This window comes from Psychrobacter sp. ANT206 (genome assembly GCF_056880555.1).
Map to the genome: position 1 here is coordinate 2,516,584 of NZ_CP096271.1, position 21,776 is coordinate 2,538,359.

A 21,776-nucleotide genomic window follows, 5' to 3' on the forward strand; every position below is an offset into this window, starting at 1 on the left:
GCTATGAAAAAACACGTTGCCAAGCAAAATTGACAACGTGTTTATTATACCTATATTGTTTTCTTATGAAAATAAGTCTCATTCACTGTTAGCGACTCATTAGGCATTATCGATCAATGCTATGTCGATCACTGCTATGCTTGCTGTTAAAACAGTAGATTAGTGAGCAATTAAAACTGCGAACCTGCATCTGCATCTAAATTGTCAATACCGACGGCTTTTGCGGCATTTTCAATACCAGCTGTCAGCTCTTGCAGACTTGTGATACTGGTTTCAATCCAACCGCGACGCTTGTTTTGTTCTTCAGCAGAAACACCCTGTTTACTTGCCTGTCCTACAGTGGCAATCATCTGATCAATCTTGATATTTTCTTTTTCACCTTTTTCAACAATGACATTAAAGGCGGCTTCTACTTTTGCAAAATCAGCCGCTAGCTTATCCGCAGCTTCGGTATTTCCTGTATCGATAAGATAGTTTTTCAGTCCATAACCACCTACGGTTTTGCCCGCGACTGTTTTGTAGCTACCATTAAAGACATTCTGGATACCGCGAGCATTATTGGCATAGCTTAAGTGTGTCAAGTCACTAAAACACTCATGCTCATCTTCAGTAGATCCAGTGACGAACGCTACTTGGATGCGCTGAGAGGCAAGCTCCCCAAGTGCTAAGCTGCCCATTTGATACATAATTTGGCGCAAACTATTGCTATCCCTACGTGCCATCATGTCGCTACGCAAGGTGTTTTCACTGTCAGGTTGCCACTGCGCTTCCATCGCGGTCAAATCATCAACCAGTAGTTGAGTTGCTGCTTTTAGATACTGTCCGCGGCGCTCACAGATACTAGCGTCAGGATTGACACTCTCGCCGCTAGTGCATTGACCATCAGTCGTTAGATAATCACTGAACGGGCGGTTGCCAGCACCTTCAGCGACGCCATTGGTATCTTGACCCCATAGCATAAACTCAATAGCATGGTAGCCTGTGGTCACATTGGATTCACTACCGCCAATCTCATTCATCTCTGCGAGTAGCTCAGGCGTGATGGTACTGGTATCTTGCTTGAGGCTACCAACGCTAATGCTATCGCTATTAATGATGTTGTCTTTACTATTGTACTCGCCTTCATAGTCAGCGCTTACGTAGTCAATCAATGCTTCATCTAAAGGCCAAGCATTCACCTGCCCCTCCCAGCTGTCCGTACTACCAATATTACGATTGTCGTTGGCAGTCACAAAACCTTCATCGAATCTAAATACTTCAGTCTGTGAGTATGGCTGGCGCGCGGCTTTATAAGCGGCTTTTGCAGCATCCAAATTTGCTTGCGTTGGTGTTTCTACATAAGTATTGACGGCGCCCTGTAAAAGCTTTGCCATCTCTAACGAATCTTTGTACGCAGCACGTGCCATATCCGCATAACTGATAAGCAAGCGGTCCATATGAGCTTTATCAGCAGCTGATGAAGTTTTGCTAGCTGTTTTCTCTGCGGTTTCAACTGGTGCATCTGTGGTCGCTTTTTCATCAGACTGTTTGCTACAACCTGATACCATCAATATCCCTGTCAGTGCAGCAGCTAAAGTAGTCGGTAAGATTTTACGGCTTGTCACTGTCGTGATATTCATAGATGTCCTTGATGGGCTACAAAATAAAGAAGAGATAAGATAAATCTTTCACATCGATACTAGTAATGAAAATAGGCGAAACCAGCACTGTATCGGGCATTGAAACAGCTTGATTATAGATAATAGCAATGATCAGTTTGCTATTGAAAACTGAAAAAATAGCTATCCGCAAAATAAATGCATGGGAATTATAATGTTATTGATAACTATTATCAAATATAATTTCTTAATGAAAGACAAAATTTAAGCCAAAAAAAAGGCCAGCTCTATGCTGACCTTTTTTTGATATTAACTATTAGCTAATCATTTAAAATTAACGAACGCTTTGTGGTGCGTTAACTGTCAGCTCAACACGGCGGTTCTGTTGACGACCAAATTCGCTATTGTTATCAGCAACAGGACGTGACTCACCATAAGCAACAACATTGATACGGTTAGATGCTACGCCACGGGCACTCAAGTAGTTCGCTACTGCATAAGCACGGTCACGTGATAACTTCATGTTATAAGCATCAGTACCTTTGCTGTCTGTATGACCAGCAATAGTGATGGTGTTTTGGTTATACTCATTCATTGTCGCAGCTAGTTTATCAAGCGTTGGCTTAAATGAGTTGTTCAAAGTCGCATCATCAAACGAGAAAGTGATGCTACCTGGCATAACCAGATCAATGTTACCGTTAGCGTTTGGCTTAACCGTTACGCCAGTACCAGCCATTTGTTGCTCAAGCTGACGAGCTTGACGCTCCATATAGTAACCAACGCCAGCACCTAATGCAGCACCAATAGCAGCATCACGACCAGTTTTATCACCACCAGTCGCTTTTGAGATAGTCGCACCACCTGCAGCACCAGCTAGAGCGCCGATAGCAGACTTGTTAAGACGTTGTTGTCCAGTGTTAGGATCAGTGACACAGCCAGTAAGAGCCAAACCTGAAGCGATTGCTGCAACCATTAATGTATTACGCATAATATGTCCTCTTAAGTTGAAAAAATAATCGTACTTTTATAAAAGACGCTAACGACAAATTAGCCATTAACTATATTGTTTGGGTGTTTATCGACACTAAAAGTATTATGGCAATCTCATTCTAATTCTGTGTAATATTTTGTCACATCTATGTATGAGAAGTGCATAAGTGTTGATAAATACGACTCTGTTAAATGCATAATTTGCTATCGCAAGTCACGTTTACAGCCGTACACTCTATTTTTTTCTGCTAAAATCACTCAGCAACATTACAAGAATAAAAGTAAGGGTCTTATCACTTAAACGCTCTTTTATTAACAGCCAGTGCGAAAGTCTAAAAGTGAAATCACTCTGCATAGAAGACTCTTTACTTATTAAAGCCTTATCTATATAAGGCTGCCGTTAACTATTAATGTTAGAAGTATTTGTAGGCTAAGTGAATATGACTATACTATCAAGAGTCTAGCAAAGTCAAAATGGGTAAAAATAAGACTTATTATGTGTTGTCCTATTACCTGCAAGCTAAGCCTTCGAGGCTATGCAGTGTTAGAAATACTTAAAACATACTATTGATATATTTGTAAAATTAACAGAGAGGAATGGGTCATGCGCTTAAATGCCACCATGCAAAAACTCCATCAGCGTGCCCCTAAATTGGGCAAGGCGGTTTCGCTAGCAACGGCAACGGGTGTCATTGCTGCCAATAGCTTTGGTGGTAGTATTCCCTTATGGTTGATGGGTATGGGCAAGATTATCACTGGCGCACCTATTGCAGATCAAACAGTGATTAAAATTACCAATCACTGGATTAGCAGTAACAATGCCTTAATAAAAAACCTCTTACCAAGAAAAGATTGGCGTATCATGCTACCTGATGATGTACATGTGCATGGCAAATATCTGCTCGTCAGCAACCATCAATCTTGGGTTGATACCAGTATTGTGCAATACATTAGCGAAAAACGCTTACCCCTCACGCGATTTTTTACGAAATTTGAGCTGATTTATATCCCGATTGTCGGTCAGGCTTTTTATTTCTTAGATTTTCCGATGATGCGTCGTCACTCTAAAGAAGCGGTTGCCAAAAACCCTGCTTTAAAAGGTAAAGATATCGAAGAAGCAAAGCGTGCTTGCGCGTTATTAAAAGACAAACCTTTTACCTTGCTGAACTATTTAGAAGGCACACGCTTTACCAAAGAAAAGCATAATAAGCAAAACTCGCCTTATACCCATCTGCTAAAACCAAGAGCTGGCGGTTTATCGCTGGCGATTAGTGCTTTAGGTGAACACATCGATGGTATCTTAGATATGACCATTGTCTATCCTGATGGGGTACCAACTTACGGGGATTTGTGGAAAGGCAATATCAAGCGCTTAGGCGTTGATGTGCGCTATCTTGAAATACCTGATGATTTATTTTCTGGAATCAAAGAAGGTGGCTATGAAAACGATGAGGATATAAAAGCACAAATGTTTGATTGGGTAGAGCATGTTTGGCAACAAAAAGATCAGCGTATCACCACTATGTTGGCTGAGTTTGAAACCAATCCTTAGGTTGATAATTCGAGCAGTTAAAATGACAGGATTGTTTGAAAGAATATAAATGGCAAAATACCAAATTATAATGGTCGATGGGTTGTTTTTTGGCATTATTCATTGATAATGTGAATGACCGTTAGAACGCTGTGTTGATTTTGTTGTGATTGTTGTAATACTTCTCATGACTGCTGCCATTTATTACTTATAAGGACTGACTGTGCCCGCCTCTTCCACTACTTGCCCGCCCATGGAGTCAACGTCCACGCTCAATCAGTCCTTAGCAGGGTCAGAGCCACCAACAGGGTCACCAGAGACTCCGCCTTCAAGACCAAATCGTCCTAAACCAAATCGTTTAAAGCTTACTTATGATATCGTGATGATTATCGCCATCAGTATTGATTTATTGGTTATCAGTACTGATGCTATTTTGATGAGTAGTTTTAGTAGTGACGCGGCAAACTGGCTTGGAATTTCCAATCAATTAATCTGGTATCAAAGTAATATCCATGACTCATTACGTACCGTGGGCGGCTTTTTTACCTTGTTTTTGATTGCAGAGCTGCTATTACGCTGGGCGATTGCCATCAAAGAAAAAATCTATTACCGCTGGTTCTTTTTTCCTTTTGTGCATTGGTACGAGGTATTAGGCTGTTTTCCGCAATTGCGTGCGCTGCGATTATTTCGCGTTGTTATTATCGGACGACGCCTATATCAACTAGGCTATCAAGTATTGCCTCAGCCATGGATCAATAGAATAAACTTCTATATCGATGTAGTATTAGAGGAGTTGTCTGACCGAGTTATTTTAACGACCATTCAGACCTTTCGGCAGGAGCTTACTGATCCGAAGATGCAAAAATCGTTTATCGACTCTACCATCTCGCGCAATCGTGATGAGATTGAAGCCGCTATACTGTCACTACTGCGTAAAGAGATGACACCAAAACTACAAGCTCTAACTGAGTCAGCAGGTGGTGGCGCTATCATCGCTAGTGAAGTGGGCAATGCGATCCAAGATGGGCTTGCCAATACGCCAGAATTGCGCCGCTATCTGCGTATGATACCTATTGCGGGTAGCTTGATTGAATCACAGCTACAACATGTGGGGCAAAATATTGGTGAAAATGTGGTTTATGCGCTCAACGAGCGTCTGCTTGACACCGAACGCCTTGACGCATTGATGGTCGCTATCGCTAGTGGTATCGCTCAAATCGATACAGACAATCCGGCATTAGACCATCTCATTGCTAGCATGATCGATGATGGTCTGACAGAATTTGAAGCGCAAATAAAAGTTCAACAGTGGAAGCATCAAGACTTGCTTAAATTATAGAATCTTTAAAGCTTTAAAATAATGATTTGATAAGAAAAATATCACCACGAATATAGCATTACGATTACCTTTTGAGGATGTAGATTATGACCATTGCCGACAACTATACCGACACTTCGTCAGCCACACCTGCTTTAGCCTTTTATGGCAAAATGCTGACCTTTTCACGGGTACAGTTTAGTACCGATGACTTTGTGGCGATTGCAAGCCAACTTGAAACCACATTGAGCAATAAGAGCAGTCATATTCCTGTGTTGATTGATAGCGAGGTTGAGCAAGATCTATCAGCACTGGTCGAGTTGCTATGGTATTGGGGTTTACAGCCTATCGGCGTCGTGACGGGGCTACTTGACGCGCAAGCACGTGAGCTACGCTTGGCAATATTTCCAGCAGATGGCAAGCGTATTGAGCGCATTTTACCCAGTAAAAAAGCAGTAACGCAATTAAGCCAAGTTGCTGATTCTACAACGGCTGCTACTGATAATAGTGAATCTAAGACGGATAACGTGAGTGCTCAGCAAGCGCTACAAACAAGCGCAGAAATGCAAGCTGATTTATCTGTAGAAACAGCAGAAACTCTTATCAGTACTGAGCATATTACCAGTCTTATCTATGATCAAATGCTACGTTCAGGACAAAGTCTCAATCATGTCGGTGGCGATTTGATTTTGACCAACAGTGTCAATAGTGGTGCTGAAGCTATTACTGATAATAACTTGCACGTTTATGGTCGTGCTCAAGGTCGCTTGGTCGCAGGTGCTACGGGCGATAAAGACGCACGCATTTTTTGCCAAGTTTTTAACCCCTCTCTGGTGTCAGTCGCCGGTACTTATTGCTTACGCGACAGTCTGCCTGAGCATGTGATTGATAAATCGGTCGAAGTGCGGTTTTTAGAAGGTCAAGGTTTGGTATTTACGATCATTGATGAATCTCAGATTAATAAAGGCGTTAAACCCTAGTCATTTATATAGATATTGTTAAGGTTAAAAAGTAAATATGTCAGAAACCCTTTTAATTCATATTGTAGTAAGTTTATTTAACAAAACTGCGCTATGATGAATTATTAGCTCTGCCACTATTTACCACACCTACGTCCTTATATATCAGTTAGGTAATCGCTTAATTTTATATCTTAGCCGTTTGTATGCTTTAATAGAGACTTGCTATAAGTTCTGCTAGATTTATGCTAGGCTTACGCTCGCAGAGAGTATATATACAGCGTATGGACGACCAGAAAGCATAATGCTTTATATATAATATATCTCATCAATTCATCAATTTATAGGAGTGTGCCATTGTGGCGAAGATTGTTGTAATCACTTCGGGTAAAGGCGGTGTGGGTAAAACCACGACCAGTGCTTCTTTTGCCGCCGGTTTAGCATTACGTGGCTATAAGACAGTTGTTATCGATTTTGATGTAGGCTTGCGTAATCTAGACTTGATTATGGGCTGCGAAAATCGAATTGTTTATGACTTTGTCGATGTAATCAATGGCAATGCACGCCTATCACAAGCGCTTGTCAAAGATAAGCAATTGGAAAATCTTTACATTCTACCTGCCAGTCAAACGCGCGATAAAGATGCGTTAACAGATGACGGTGTGGCAGAGATTATGGAAGAGCTTTCTAAGCAATTCGATTACATTATTTGCGACTCACCTGCAGGTATCGAACGCGGCGCGCAGCTCGCCATGTATCATGCGGATGAAGCTATCATCGTTACCAACCCTGAGATTTCATCAGTACGTGACTCAGATCGCATCATTGGTATCTTGCAAAGCCAGACGAAAAAAGTGGCTGAAAACCAAGGTTCTGTACGTGAGCATCTGATTATCACACGCTATAATGCAGAGCGCGCAGCAGCCAATGAGATGATGGATATTGAAACCATCTCAAATGACATCTTAAAAGTTCCATTACTGGGCGTTGTTCCTGAGAGCCATTCCGTGCTGGAAGCTTCTAACCACGGTGAGCCCGTGATTCATTATACCGACTCTATTGCTGGTCAATGTTATGATGATATTGTCGCTCGCTTCCTAGGAGAAGAACGTCCATTACGTCATATTGATGTGAAGAAAAAGAGTCTATTACAGCGCTGGTTTGGGGGTTAATAATGAGTAAGAAAAAAGGATTTTGGAGTAGCTTATTTGGTACTGACGACAGCAATGCAGGCAGTGCCAATATGGCAACTGAGCGCTTAAAGGTTATTGTCGCAAGTGAAAATCGCTTAAACAATCGCTTGACCGCAGACCGTATCGAAAAAATGAAACGTGAGATATTAGAAGTGGTCAATAAGTATGTCAATGGCGTACAGATTGATGATGTCAATATCAATCATCGTTCTGAAGATAGCTTGGACGTGCTTGAAATGAATATTAATTTACCTGAGCATAAAAAGTAAATTTATAGTTAGCCCATATTTATTTTGATCATCAAAAAAAGCCCTGTGTATGATACGCAGGGCTTTTTTACGGGTATATTTTACACTGTGGAAATTAAGAAATAGATGCCATTTCTTAATACAAAAGTGCTATAAGCAGCATTTTTGATATGTCGTAACGATATTAAAAGTCTATTACTTGATACGTGCTATGAGGTTGTCTTTTTTCACAAACTGATGATACAAAGCCGCCCCGATATGAAGCACAGTAAAGGCGATAATCATTGGCCAAATGATATCTACATGCCAGTCATTAAAGAGTCGAGCCAACCCTCTATCTGGGGTTACTAGTACAGGTATTTGAAATATACCAAATATATCAACCGGACGGCCACCATACAAAGACATCATTAACCCTGCTATTGGCATCGCAATCAACAGAGCATAAAGTACAAAATGCGACAATCGGGAAAGCAGCATTTGCCATTTCGGCATCAATACTGCTGGTGGCGCTTTGGTAAAGATGCGATTAATGACTCGTGCTATCATCCAAAATAACAGGCTAACCCCAAAGGCTTTATGTAGCCCAATATAGAGATTGCTATCTAGGTTGTCATATAAAAAAATCATGGTCCATGTAATCAGCAATAAAATCGCGCTAATCCAGTGAAAAAATCGACTAGCAAAGGACCATTTTTTTAGGTTGGAATGAGTAGTATTCATAAATTTACTGTGTTACCTCTGTCGCTACTGATTGCTTAATAAGCGCTTAGGCATAGATATAGACAGTGACTATCTAATGAGCAAACTAGTCGTCTAAATCTACCAATTGATGCGCAATTTTATCCAAATCTGGCACCAAATATAGCATATTATCAATCATGACCGTCTGAAAAAGATAGGATAGCACAACCTCTTCTTGTACACGTTCATGAACCGTATCGATATTGCTATTTGACTTGATAAAATGCTCAGGCAGCTCAACATCTTTCACATCAGAGATACGCGCCTGTAGTTGACGCACCTCACCTGAAGTTTGCAAAGCAATACGATGCGCTGATGTATTTCCTTCCAATATAACCATCTTATCTGGCGTTTGATGGCTCGGTAACATATGGAACACAGCGATTTGTTGCTGTTGCCACTCATAAAATTGTGTATATTCGCTGTACTCATCTATACTCAAAATCAAACCACTAGGAACAAGCCAATCCGGCTGATCAAGCGCTGGAATGATCGTCACATCGAGCATACCATTAGTGGTGGTCAATAAGCTTACTGCCTCAAATGAATGTTTTAACATCTGTCTCATAAGTCGCTCACAATAAATGAATGTGGAGTGTCGTTTGTCGCTTTATTAGCAATATAGTTGGTCAGCTTTTCTGCCAATGCTTGAGGACTGCCGATAAAGGTACAATATCCTGAGTCAATGATAGCCTGTGGCTGACTGGGACAAGTACTCAAACTTGGGTCTTGTGCCCATAATTGACTGTCATTATCTTGTATCAAATCTAAATACTGCGTGCCATCATTGCCCATACCTGAAAAGATAATGTTTATCAGCTCGCTACCATAAACATCGCTGGTGTTTTTGAGAATCTGACCAATAGCAGGTTTATAATCCCCTACCCAAGCCTGATCTAATAAGATAATGCGACCAGTTGAGTCACAGACAATCTGTTGATCGATAGGTACGATCAGACATTGACCTGTACGCATGCGCTGCGAGGAAGTAATCATCTGGCAGTGCCAGTCATTATGGCGATTTAATATACGTGGCAAGGTACTAATCATGGTTTGATTAAAATGATGCGCTAGTAAAATACTTATCGGCAGTGTTGGCGATAGGTGATCTAAGAACGCTTTAACCGCACTAGGACCACCCATAGATGCCCCTAAGAACACCACATAACGCCAATCACTAATATCATCCTTATAGACAGAATTATCGATAAGATTTGGCAAATCCAGCAGTTGCGCAAGCTTACGTTTGAATTTACGTTGCCATTTAGCGTACTGCTGCGCCTCATTAAGATAAGGCGCTTGACTAAACCCGACCAACATCGCTACAGGATTGGAAGCAGCTGTCATGGTCGCTAGATGCTCATCGTAATCACTGTCTATCAACCAGATATCAATAGCGCTTTCATAACCATCAAACTTATCCTTCAACTGCGATGGTGTAACGCAATCCACCAGATGAAAGCCACAGCTCCGCACTGTATCAGAGAACGCCATCCGCTGCTGATGGTCTTCTGCCACCACCAGTACTTTAATCTCATTTTTATCTTTTAACGCCAAGGCACGTATGTTACCCATGATGAGTTAGGTGGACCTTTTCATCCAATAAACTTTGGATTTTATCAAGCAGCTGGTTTTCTTGGAAAGGTTTGCCCATATAGTCATTTACCCCAATCTCAAGGGCACGTTCACGATGCTTCTCACCGGTTCGTGAGGTAATCATGATAATAGGCAAATGCTGCAAGCGTCCATTATGTCTGACTTGGGTAGCAACTTCAAAACCGTCCATGCGCGGCATTTCAATATCAAGCAGCATTAAGTCAGGCGTCATCTCTTGTAGTATCTCAAGCGCATCGATACCATCTTTGGCAAGTACCACATTGAACCCTTGACGCTCTAAGAATCGTGATGTTACTTTTCTGACTGTGACTGAATCATCAACGACCAGAATCGTGGTATTGGAATCCATATTTCTTTGTTCAGTAGCTTTAGAATGCGTGACGTCTTTGACTAAAGCCGCGTTACGCATCAAGGCTATCAAGTCTAGAATGAGCATCACTGAGCCATCGCCCATAATGGTAGCCGCTGAGATACCAGATAAATTTGAGAACTGTTGCCCCAAAGGTTTTACCACTACTTCAATACGTGAGCCTGCTATTTGATCGACTTGTAGGGCCATATTCTGACCACTGCGATTTTTGATGATAATAAGCGGCACGCTGGTATTGGTATTAACGACCAGCTCATTGAGCTTATTACCAGATAAAATCTCATTTAAATAGCGGACACGATAGTCAGTGTCTTCAAAATTAAGGGTAGCCTCACCCGATTGATAATAGTCATAAACTTTTTCTGGATTGATACGTACAACGCGTTCAATCTGCACCAAAGGTATGGCATAGTAACGATCAGCTGCTCGAACTACCAAAGCATCGGACACAGCTACCGTTAATGGTACACGGATGGTAAAGCTCGATCCTTTGCCAAGCTCTGATACCACGGATACAGCACCACCTAGCTGACGAATCTCACTGATAACAACGTCCATACCGACGCCGCGCCCTGATATTTGCGTGACCTGTTTGCTGGTACTAAGACCGGCATTAAATATATATTGCATGATATCAAGGTCGCTAAGATTCCTATCTTTGGCGTCGATCAAACCTTGAGAAATGGCTTTTTCACGTACCGCCTCTACATCAATCCCTTGTCCATCGTCATTGAGCAAAATGACAATTTCACTTCCTTCACGTAGTACTTCTAGCGTGATTTGACCGCTGCGCTCTTTACCTGCTGCCAGCCTTGCTGCCACATTTTCGATACCATGATCGACTGCGTTACGTAACATATGCTCAAGCGGTGAGGTGATACGCTCTAGAATGGTTCTATCCATCTCATCATCAGCATTGATAATTTTTAGCTCAACCGACTTATTCAGCTCATTAGCCGTTTGGCGGACAATACGCTCAAGCCTTGGTGTTAATCGCGTAAAAGGAACCATACGTGAGTTCATCAAACCATCTTGTAGTTCAGTCTGCGTCCGAGATAACTGGAGCAATAGACTTTCACTATCACGCGTTTTTTCTAATAAAGTATGGTTAATTTCGACCAAATCCGATGCCGACTCTGACAAAGATTTTGACAGCTGATTCAAAGAAGAGTATTGATCCATCTCTAGCGGGTCAAAACCTTCATGATTGACCAGCTCTTCATCAATCTGCGATAAAATCTGTGCCTCAAGCTCAATTTCCATACGGCGCAACTGATCAGCTAGACGCTGTACGGTAGTACCCATCTCTTCAATACTGTTGGTCAAGCTACTGATACCCATGTCGATACGAGCACGGTTAATCGCAGACTCACCTGACAGGTTAATCATATGCTCAATCAGACTGCCTGAGATACGAATCATCTCATTATTATTGGCATTTTGCTCTTGTTCAGTCGCATCGTTAACCATCAGCGGCATGGCGCTGATATCTTCTTGGATATAGGTTGTTTCTTGATTTTCTTTGGCAATTAAAATCGTTTCACGCTGAGCTTGCAGGGTTTCTGTTGGTATCTGCTTTAAGCTATTAGGATTTTTACTAAATTGCTGTAATGCCTCAATTAGTAAACTAGGTGTTGGCGGATTCACTTGCTGCGATAGGATAAAAACAGCATCTGCTAGCCAGTCATAACAAGCAGCCAGCAACTCCAGCACTTTCGTGGTTGCAGGGCGGCGCTGAGCAACAAAGTCTTGATAAACTGATTCCATTTCATGAGCTAAATCAGCAATACCAGTAGCAGTAACCATACGTGCGCCACCTTTTAAGGTATGCAAGTCGCGCTGTAGTGCTTGCAGCGCAACCATGTCACCAGCATCATTTAAGAACAACTGTAGATATTCATTACGATTGGTGAGCGCTGTGGCCTCTTCTAAGAACACTTCTAAAATATCGGCATCAGGTAAACCATGCGCCCACGATTGCTGAATGATTTTATCTAAACTTAACGCATCTGCCTCATTTGCTACATGTTGGGTATCTTGATTGGCAAAGATTTGAGGCTCAGCTGCCACATGGTTATTTGGCATAGGAATAATAAGCTGTACCGTTTCTGGCAATGCTTGTGCTTTTAAGAACTGCTGTAATTGAGCCATGAGCTCAGGCGCAAAAAAAGATTTTTGATAACGTACAATGTGTGCTACCTGCAGCGATAAAGTATCTTGTACCACTTGCATAATCTCAAGCCACTGCGCGGTTGGCTCGCGTTTAGATTGTACAAACGCCTCATAAACGCTTTCTGCTTCATGCGTCAAGTCGCCAATACTGCGGATACCCGCCATAAGCGCACCACCTTTGATGGTATGCAGATGGCGTTGGAGCACCTTTAAGGTATTGATATGGGTGATGTCTGCACGCCACTTACTGAAACTATCGACCAGCGCATCATCAAGCTCTTGCGCTTCTTCTAAGAAGATTTCTAGTAGCTCAATATCCGTATCGATAGTTTCAAGCTCTAGCTCAGGTGCGGCAATACTTTGTACAGTAGCCTGTTCTTCATCGGCTATATTTTCATCACTTTCATTCTTATCTTGCACGATATTGTCTTGCACGATACTAGCTTGCACGGTGTTGTATTGCTTGATACTCTCTAACTTCTCTAGTACTTGCTCATCAATTTTTAATGACGTACTGCCTGCTAAAGCATCAAATAAACCAACTAACTGCGCATGACCTGCAAGTAGGATTTCTTGGATATCAATATCTGACGCTTCTTTTGGATACTGGCTCAAATAATGATAAGCATCTTGTAAGGCATCAAGAATAGAGACGAATTTTGGAAAGGCTTGTGCTTTGTCAGTTAAATATTTAATTTGTAAAATTTGCTCAGCGATATAGGCTTGGATTTGCTCGATATCAGCACTGTTAAGCGCTTCATCTAATTGCCACTCGGCGTCTAATAACTCATCAATATTGCCATCTAACAAGTCATTAATCGTTGGTTTATCCTCAGTGCTTGCCTCACTATCGTCATCTTGCTCCTCAAGCATCGCCTGTAACGAGGCGATATCCTGCTCGCTTTGCATATGCTCTGCCGACATATCTTGCTGGTTTGCATGTTGTTTATAGTTATGGAGATAACCATCAATAAGCGTGACAGATTGGGCCAGTGCTGTTAAATGGCTTGCATTCATCGGTATATCCTGCTGCTGTAGGAGCTCTAAGCTTTGCTCTATCGTCGCACTCACGTCGCTAATGGCAGTCAATGCACTAGAGCCAGAAGCTGCTCTCAAAGTATGGAATGCGCGCACAATCTCGTCACTTACCTCGACATATGGCTCATTTTTATGATGACGTACAAAGTCATTAACGCCTTCTAACAACTCTTCTGCCTCTTCAATAAAGATGTCAAAGAACGCCTGTTCTTCTTCACTTTGAGGCATCACAATAACTGGTGCTTCTGCCATTTTTTCATTGACCGAATAAATCGTCTGCAAGGTGCGATCAATGGCTTCATCATTCTCCAAATCTTGAATACGACTGTCTAAATCAATGTGACTTGGCGTCTGCTTAGCAGGCTGTAACCATTGATTATATAATGCACAGTAACTGAATTCATCACCTAATTGTTTGCTATAAGCATTAGCACAGGCAACCCACAATGGCATCATAGCAGGATAATCTTGGCTTTCACGCTCGAAAGTGCTTAGTAACTCAGGATATACGGTCAATACATCACCAATCAGCTGCTGTATATCCGCTGAGGCAGTTATGCTCTTATCTAAAATGCGGTTTAGCATGTTTTCTATAGACCATGCTAATTCAGCACTGTAATGAGCACCGACCATCCGACCAGAGCCCTTCAGAGTGTGAAAGCCACGGCGTATTTCTTTCAGTTCAGTCAAATCAGTAGGTGAAAGCTGCCAATGTCCATATAAAGGGATGATTTCATCTAAGACTTCATTAGCCTCTTCTATAAATATCTCTTTAATATCAGGATCAGCATCGTTTGCATCTGCCGCTAGCGACTCTGCTTCCAAAATAAATGGCTGCAATACCAAAGGGAGCTCTAAATCTGACAATGCATCCAAAGTGTTAGCTGGCTCAGAGACTGAGCTTATGGCTTGCACGTGTAAATTATGGTCAAGTACATAACGATCTGATGCAAGGTCCGATTCCTCAATATCAGCTGTTAATGACGTAGGCGCAGCTACTGGTAAACCTGCATTTAGTGGTTGCTGAGTCATCAAGTTATGACTTTGCAAAAGAGTAATAGCAGGGTCAAAGCTTGGTGGCTGTTGTGCTGTAAAGTCAAATAGCATAACGGGTAGGCGTTTGGTGGTTTCTGTTATCAACGTTACTACATCGTCCGTTACGGATAAGGTTTTATCCAATAAACGGTTGAGTAGATTTTCGATAGACCATGCCATCTCGCTGATGCTAACAGCACCAACCATACGTCCCGAGCCCTTTAAAGTGTGGAAACCGCGACGTAGTTCCGTTAATGGTGTTAAATCTTGCGCATCTTCCTGCCATATTGGTAAAAAGTCTTCTAGATCACCAATCACTTCTTCAACTTCTTCAATGAATATTTCTCGAATGTCTTCATCGATATCGAAGGTATCAGGATTTAGCTGTTGGCGCATTTTCAATAAAGCTTCGCTTGCCCCTGTCTCTATAGACTGTTTATTGTCTAACAGTAAGCCAGTCAAAGTCTCAGTATCGAAAGACGGTTCAGTGACAGGCTCAATCTCACCGCTGTCGTCATAGCGCAATACATCATTGGCGGCTGGTTTTTGGGTGAGGAAAGTATCGTTGACTGCTTCAGGCGCATCGATATATGCATTAAGTAGCTTGGCTGCCGTATCAACATTAGTATTTGCTTTTTCTAGTAGTGTTTGATCAACAAACTGTTGCGCAAGATAATCCAATAATAGCTCAATGGCACTCAAGCTCTCTGCCAACGCTTCGATAACGTCCCAGCTCAATATGGCAATATTATGAGTACGTATCTGTACAAATATATCAGCTATCTTGTCAACTACTTCACCAATCGCTGGCAGCCCCATACTGTTAAAAGTCTGGCTCATGCTCGCAAGACTTGCCTGCTCTGGCAATAATTCTAACTGTTGGCGTTGTATATAGTTATGAAAATCTTGCTTAACTTCTTCAGCCGTAATACGTAACTCACGTAAATCCACATTAACAGAACCAACATCTAAACTGTTTGCTGGTTGCAAGTCATTATCAATGCCAGTAGAAACAGATGTATCGCCAATCTTGATAGAAATCATTTGTTCTGTATTATAGACAGCGCTATACAACTCTTGTAGCTGACGTTCAATCTGCCATTGTTCTTGCGTAAAATCCTGCTCTGATGAGAGGCTACGCTCTACATTCGTCGCAATAGCATCAATTTGTGAGGCAAATAATGTCCAGCCACGACTTTTAAGCTGGTTATGTATTTTCGCTAAAGGTTTTAGCAAAGTATGAGGCTTATCAAGTGCAAAAATAATCGTCTCAATCTCACTCAATATACGAGGTAAGAGACCTACTTCAGCGTCTATCTGTACACCGCCATTCAATAAAGATTCAGCATTATCACTGTTATGAATAAGGCTACTTAATTCGCTATAAATATGACTAATGAGACTTTGAATCTCGCTTATAGATGGCTCAATCTGATCTTGATGACTGTCTATCAATTGATCCAGCTGACTTAATATTCCTGCATACTGCTTAGGTAGTGGTATTTCATTTTGCCCAAGATCCTGTAGCCACAGCTCAGCCAGATACCACAAGCGCTGCAAATCAGCTTCTTGCGCCGTTTGCCATAAATAATGGCTGACCTTTTGTAGCACAGTCAGGATAGCAGGCTTATTCATATTGGCAGCGAGCAATTTTTGCGTCTGTTGGCGCCACACTAATAGCAATTGCCGATGCTGTTGACTATCTAAATCTGACACTGATCTACTCACAGGTAGGGTTATGTCAATATCATCATAATCCGATAAGCTAGCCAAATGACTGTCTGTCGTCAAGGATAAGGTATCTGCAAGCGGCTCTGTGACTATATCAAACTGCGATAAGACTTGCGCTAGATCAGTCAGCGTTTTATTCATTAAAACACTATGATATCTACCTGTGCGCACATAATGTTCCAGCTCACGCTGTAACACTTTATGAGCAATCTGCCCTATTCTGAGTTTCTCAGCAGCCAAATTTATATCTAAGCTGCCATTATCCAAACCATCAAAAACAGTGGCTTCTGCTAATAGGCTAAGCTTATTCGCTAAACTTGCTAGAGCAGGCAAATTAATCATGATCAGGGCACCAGCAATTTCATAATAGTACTGTGCCATTTGCTCGTCATTAGTACGTGCTGTCTCTAATTGCCAGCCATCAGCTACCTGTGTTAATTGCTGATTAAACAGTGGCAATAACCACTCAAGCGTTACCATGTCATTGGGCTGGTTTTTCATAGATTCATCCTGACTCTTTTAGGCGCTAATTTAGGTACTGATTTTTTGCCACGCATTGAGATGTGGGTGCGCAATACGGCGCATATTTGAAGGACGCCAAAATAGCGCCTCACCTGGAGCCAATATAATATAACCACCCAAGGCGCATTGTTTTGATAATCGAGCTAAAATATCACGCTGATCAAACTTGCGAAAATATAGCAGCATATTTTGACAAACAATCACCTGTTGTAGATGTGCGGTAGGCGGTTTTTCATCCATAATATTGTGTAAAGCAAAACGGACCTGCGATTTTAACGTTGCTGCGACCTGCCAGTAGCCATAGCTACTACTTGCCGTGGTTCTATTTAGATAAGTGTTACTAATACTCGCTTCGTCAGCCATGATTGCTGGTGATAATGGTTGCACAAACTGCTGACAATATGGCGGGATTAATGATTGCTGTTTAGCGTCATATTGACCCAATCGCGCCTTTGCTAGTACTTGTTGACTGACATCTGTACCCAAGATCGTGTAATTGCTCAATTGCTTTGCAGCCAAACTCATTGCCAGAGACCAAGTCTCTTGTCCGCTCGCGCAGCCCACACTCCATATGTGAAACATCTCACTAGTATCAGTAGCTATCCGCTTGCGAAGCTGATGCTGCTCTGCACATTCTGTGACAAAATTGATAGAAGGCAGATGACGGAAAAATCGGCTTTCATGTATCAATACTTTATCAAGCAAATGCTGGCGTAGCTCATTGTTAAACGGCAACTGCTGCCACAACTGGACGGTAGTCAATCCATAAAACAATGCCGTGTGAATCACCGCATTTTCCAACCAGTTACATTGAATATTAGGTAAAATAAAACCAATCTCACACTCTATATAGCGTTGCCACTGTCTAGTATCAAAATAATCGTCATGCCGTATCATTTTCACATTATCTTGCATGAGGCTGTCTACTGATATAGCTTCAATTATATGAATGCTATTACTGCCTTTTTTAATATGATGATTCATGTGACCTGCTATTAATGTTGCTGCTCCAAATTTTATAATGTCTATTTAGAGCAGCAATTTGGTTAACATTTCCATAGGAAAAATTATAGCTATTATCGACAGTTATTACATACTGGCTGAGACTCTCTCATCCATATCGAGATATTCATGATCCATGCTTTCATGATTCAACTGCTCATCATCATTTGATATTTTAAAGCCGGTGACTGATTCTTGTAGTGCTGCAGCCATTTCGCTTAGCTCACCAATAGAACGTGCAGTCGCCATCGTACCAGAAGACGTTTGAGAGGTAATATCTTGAATAATGTTCATAGTATGAGAAATATGACCTGCCGACTCCGCCTGTTGCAGAGCAGCATTTGAAATATTCTGAATAAGATCCGCCAAAGTATTAGAAACGGTTTGCACCTCTTCTAGTGCTTCACCCGCATCTTTTGCCAACCGCGCACCACGTACGACTTCAGACGTCGTTGATTCCATCGACATGACCGCTTCACTGGTATCTGCTTGAATGGTTTTTACCAACGTCTCAATCTGTTTGGTTGCATTTGCCGAACGCTCAGCAAGACGCTGAACCTCATCAGCAACAACCGCAAATCCTCGTCCTGCTTCACCTGCCATCGATGCCTGAATCGCTGCGTTTAATGCCAAAACGTTAGTTTGGTCTGCAATATCGTTAATCAAACCAACGATATCACCAATTTCCTGCGAAGACTCACCAAGACGTTTAATACGTTTCGAGGTTTCTTGAATCTGATCACGGATAACGTTCATACCTTCAATAGAGCGCTGTACTACTTCTGCTCCATTGTAAGAGATGGCAACCGAACGCTGAGCAACCGTTGCAGATTCTGCAGCGTTATTTGAAACTTGGTCAATAGACACCGTCATCTCATTAATAGCCGCAGATACACCAGCGATTTCTTGTGCTTGATGCTCAGAGGCTGCCGCAAGCTCGACTGCATTCATCTGTGTTTGCTCTGATGACTGCGAAACGCGATCTGCGGTACTGTTAATAACCAGTACCAATTGGCGTAGTTGGTCGATAGCAAAGTTGACAGAGTCGGCAATTGCACCAGTGAAGTCTTCTGATACTGTTGCATTGACCGTCAAATCTCCGTCTGCCAAATCACCCAACTCATCAAGTAGGCGCAAAATAGCAATCTGGTTACGCTCGTTTTCTTCTTGGATTTGGCGCGCACGTTCAGACTCAGCTTCCGCTTCTTGACGACGACGTAAGGTCTCTTTTTCAATAAGGAGACGTTCTGAGCCACCGCGCTGCTGTAGCAACTTATAAAAAGCGAAAAAGATACCCAGTACACTGAGCACAAAGACAACTACCGGTATTATGACAGCTTGATTGAAATCGGTTAAATACTCACTGACCGAGGATATGGCATTGATCAGCGCCAATAGAGCACCCATAGCCACTAGAGCACAACCGCCTAGTAATAGTTTCCATTGACTGTTTGCATTTGTCGCAGCTTTATTTACACCGCTTACAGGGTTATTTATAACATCACTCATCGCACTTATTCCTTTCAAACAATCATCAAAGTCTTATTGTGACTGACTCTGAAATCATAGTGTTATCAAAACAACCGTGATGAACAAAGCCTGTATGAATGCTGACACACCACCGGATCATGTCAGCTATGATTCTTCTGCCATCGTTTTAATGAACCCCTCATGATCAAACATGACGGGTCATTAAAGACAGTTATATTGCAGCATCGGTATACTGTAGGTCCTGTGTCAGTAAGCTTGGCATAAACACATACCAATCTTGTTCATCTTTGAAAAATTTGCCATGGTTATAAGGTGCAAATGGCGAATTCGGTTCAATGGCTTCTGGACGATATTGGTCTTGAGTAAACTGCTCGATACCAATCACTTGGTCAACAAGTAACCCTGAAAACACATTATCATGGTCGATAACCATAACTTTACGCTGACTCATTTGCGCTAACCGACTCGGCACTTGTAAAAATCGAGACAAATCGGTCAATGGCAGTAAACGCCCACGAATATTAGCAATACCAAGCATCCAAGGCTTTACTAAGGGCACGCTGGTATATTCTGGCATGGATAATACTTCTGCTACTTGACCCATTGGCGCAACCAAGCGTTGACCGCCAATCTCAAATACTACCCCTTGCCAGTCAAATTCTTGTCCGCCGCGGCGTCCGCTTTTACGCGAACGTGCCATATCTGCTATACGCAGAAGCTCAATAAATCCTCTCGATGCCACAAGCTACTCCATTACTTTACGAATAATCTGGACCAGACCGCTTTCATCAATAGGCTTGGTAAGATACTCTTTTGCACCTTGACGCTTGCCCCATACACGATCGGTTTCTTGATTTTTGGTACTGATCATGATGATAGGAATATGTGCTGTTGCCTTGTCACGAGTGATTTTACGAGTTGCCTGAAAACCATTCATTTCAGGCATAACCACATCCATCAAAATGATGTCTGGTAGATGAGCAATGGCCATCTGGCAGCCTTGTTCACCATTGGTCGCTTCCAATACTTGATAGTTATTTTTAGAAAGCATGTCGCGAAATTTCGCCATCTCAGATGGTGAATCGTCAATGACTAATACAGTAGTCATAGTTATTTCCTTTATTTTTGATGATATCTGTTAGATATATAGTTTTAAAACAAACCGATTGAAGTAATATTTCATGCTAGCTGAATGCACATTACTGATTATGACAACAATATTTTATCGTTATATGAAAAATTTTTGACCATTTTTATGATCATTTTACAGATTAACGATACTGATTAATTGCCTCAAAAAGCTCATCCTTACTAAACGGTTTGGTCAGATATTCATCAGAACCTACAATACGTCCACGAGCTTTATCAAATAAACCATCTTTAGATGACAACATAATCACAGGTTTACTGGCATAGTCAGGGTTATTTTTAATCAAGGCACAAGTTTGATAACCGTCCAAACGTGGCATCATGATATCCACAAAAATAATATCTGGATTGTGGTCGACAATCTTAGCCAAAGCATCAAATCCATCAATGGCAGTGACAACTTCACAACCCGCTTTTTGCAGCAAGGTTTCTGCGGTACGGCGAATGGTTTTTGAATCATCAATAACCATTACTTTTAAACCATCAAAATTATTTTCCATTCTTATTGTCCTATTAACGACTGTTTATTCATTATGCGATATGTTCACAGTACTACTTACACGTAGTACTGTTTACTCACAATGAATTATCTTAGTATTTTGGGCGTTATGCTAAATTTCTTACAGCGTTATTATAGCCATAAATTCAATGATTACTCATACTCTGCAACCATTAATTATCGCAGGCAAATTTAATGAATAATGTAATCGAATCCTCTGTCAATAAACGAGTATCTCTTATTCAATATTGCTTGCTATAAAAATAGCTGAATATCTAGTCTTATCAAAAATCTACTATATTGAAAACCGAAAAAATCAACCAAGTTGCAAGTGAATAGCTTCGTTGTTAAATGTCGTCTTTCCAATCGTAGCCATTATATAGAACCAGTATTCATCTTACTGAATAATTTACCTTTGTGATAAAAATGTATCAATATATTTTGATATGTTCGTTTTAGCACAGTTACCAGCCATTATCCAGTAATTAGTGAAATTATGTTCTAAATTTAGCCACTTAACGAATATCCTCTATATAAAAACGGCATTTTACAGCGTCTCATCTAGCGCT

Annotated in this window: 15 protein-coding genes and 1 pseudogene; 5 read left to right on the forward strand and 11 right to left on the reverse strand. The window is 41.5% G+C overall.

Going from position 1 to position 21,776, the window contains the following annotated elements:
- Positions 1-170 precede the first annotated feature (170 nt).
- Both M0221_RS10500 and M0221_RS10505 read right to left on the reverse strand, forming a co-directional pair.
- Complete coding sequence (locus tag M0221_RS10500; protein ID WP_483283781.1) at positions 171-1,619, reverse strand: imelysin family protein; 1,449 nt, start codon at positions 1,617-1,619, stop codon at positions 171-173.
- Positions 1,620-1,932: 313 nt separating this feature from the next.
- Positions 1,933-2,586, reverse strand: a complete 654-nt coding sequence (locus tag M0221_RS10505; RefSeq protein WP_011514402.1) for a YiaD family glycine zipper/OmpA-like lipoprotein — start codon at positions 2,584-2,586, stop codon at positions 1,933-1,935.
- A gap of 606 nt (positions 2,587-3,192) precedes the next feature.
- Between M0221_RS10505 and M0221_RS10510 the strand changes: the two genes are divergently transcribed.
- The 5 genes from M0221_RS10510 to minE all read left to right on the forward strand — a co-directional run bounded on the left by M0221_RS10510 (position 3,193) and on the right by minE (position 7,858).
- The gene (locus tag M0221_RS10510; RefSeq protein WP_483283782.1) at positions 3,193-4,140 is read left to right on the forward strand and encodes an acyltransferase; all 948 of its coding nucleotides are present in this window, start codon (positions 3,193-3,195) and stop codon (positions 4,138-4,140) included.
- Between the two features lie 202 nt (positions 4,141-4,342).
- Positions 4,343-5,458 carry a hypothetical protein gene (locus M0221_RS10515; RefSeq protein ID WP_483283783.1) on the forward strand — a complete coding sequence of 372 codons (1,116 nt, stop codon included), beginning with the start codon at positions 4,343-4,345 and terminating at the stop codon, positions 5,456-5,458.
- A gap of 86 nt (positions 5,459-5,544) precedes the next feature.
- On the forward strand, positions 5,545-6,417 hold the full coding sequence (gene minC / locus M0221_RS10520) for a septum site-determining protein MinC (RefSeq protein WP_483283784.1): 873 nt from the start codon (positions 5,545-5,547) through the stop codon (positions 6,415-6,417).
- A gap of 338 nt (positions 6,418-6,755) precedes the next feature.
- Positions 6,756-7,568 carry a septum site-determining protein MinD gene (gene minD, locus M0221_RS10525; RefSeq protein WP_011514406.1) on the forward strand — a complete coding sequence of 271 codons (813 nt, stop codon included), beginning with the start codon at positions 6,756-6,758 and terminating at the stop codon, positions 7,566-7,568.
- A gap of 2 nt (positions 7,569-7,570) precedes the next feature.
- Positions 7,571-7,858, forward strand: a complete 288-nt coding sequence (minE, locus tag M0221_RS10530) for a cell division topological specificity factor MinE (protein WP_011514407.1) — start codon at positions 7,571-7,573, stop codon at positions 7,856-7,858.
- A 174-nt stretch (positions 7,859-8,032) separates the two neighbouring features.
- Here the strand turns inward: minE and M0221_RS10535 are convergent, their stop codons facing one another.
- The 9 genes and pseudogenes from M0221_RS10535 to pilG form a co-directional block, all read right to left on the reverse strand.
- Entirely contained in the window at positions 8,033-8,560 is a 528-nt protein-coding gene (locus tag M0221_RS10535) for a cytochrome b (RefSeq protein ID WP_041772309.1), read from the reverse strand.
- A gap of 85 nt (positions 8,561-8,645) precedes the next feature.
- A complete protein-coding gene (locus M0221_RS10540) occupies positions 8,646-9,140 on the reverse strand; it encodes a hypothetical protein (protein WP_483283785.1) in 495 nt (164 codons plus the stop codon).
- A gap of 5 nt (positions 9,141-9,145) precedes the next feature.
- Positions 9,146-10,156 (reverse strand): chemotaxis protein CheB, encoded by a 1,011-nt coding sequence (locus M0221_RS10545; RefSeq protein WP_483283786.1) that lies wholly within the window; start codon positions 10,154-10,156, stop codon positions 9,146-9,148.
- Positions 10,149-17,045, reverse strand: coding sequence for a hybrid sensor histidine kinase/response regulator (locus M0221_RS10550; RefSeq protein WP_483283787.1), 6,897 nt, complete (start codon positions 17,043-17,045; stop codon positions 10,149-10,151). The genes M0221_RS10545 and M0221_RS10550 overlap by 8 nt, the downstream gene beginning before the upstream one ends.
- Positions 17,046-17,075: 30 nt before the next feature.
- Positions 17,076-18,050, reverse strand: a complete 975-nt coding sequence (locus M0221_RS10555) for a CheR family methyltransferase (protein WP_483283788.1) — start codon at positions 18,048-18,050, stop codon at positions 17,076-17,078.
- 189 nt (positions 18,051-18,239) lie between these two features.
- Positions 18,240-19,244, reverse strand: a pseudogene (locus M0221_RS10560) (methyl-accepting chemotaxis protein); the annotation flags it as partial.
- A gap of 526 nt (positions 19,245-19,770) precedes the next feature.
- A complete protein-coding gene (locus M0221_RS10565; RefSeq protein WP_020444252.1) occupies positions 19,771-20,301 on the reverse strand; it encodes a chemotaxis protein CheW in 531 nt (176 codons plus the stop codon).
- Positions 20,302-20,304: 3 nt separating this feature from the next.
- Positions 20,305-20,667, reverse strand: a complete 363-nt coding sequence (locus M0221_RS10570) for a response regulator (protein ID WP_483283789.1) — start codon at positions 20,665-20,667, stop codon at positions 20,305-20,307.
- 163 nt (positions 20,668-20,830) lie between these two features.
- Positions 20,831-21,208 (reverse strand): twitching motility response regulator PilG, encoded by a 378-nt coding sequence (gene pilG, locus M0221_RS10575; protein WP_011514416.1) that lies wholly within the window; start codon positions 21,206-21,208, stop codon positions 20,831-20,833.
- Between the last annotated feature and the right edge of the window lie 568 nt (positions 21,209-21,776).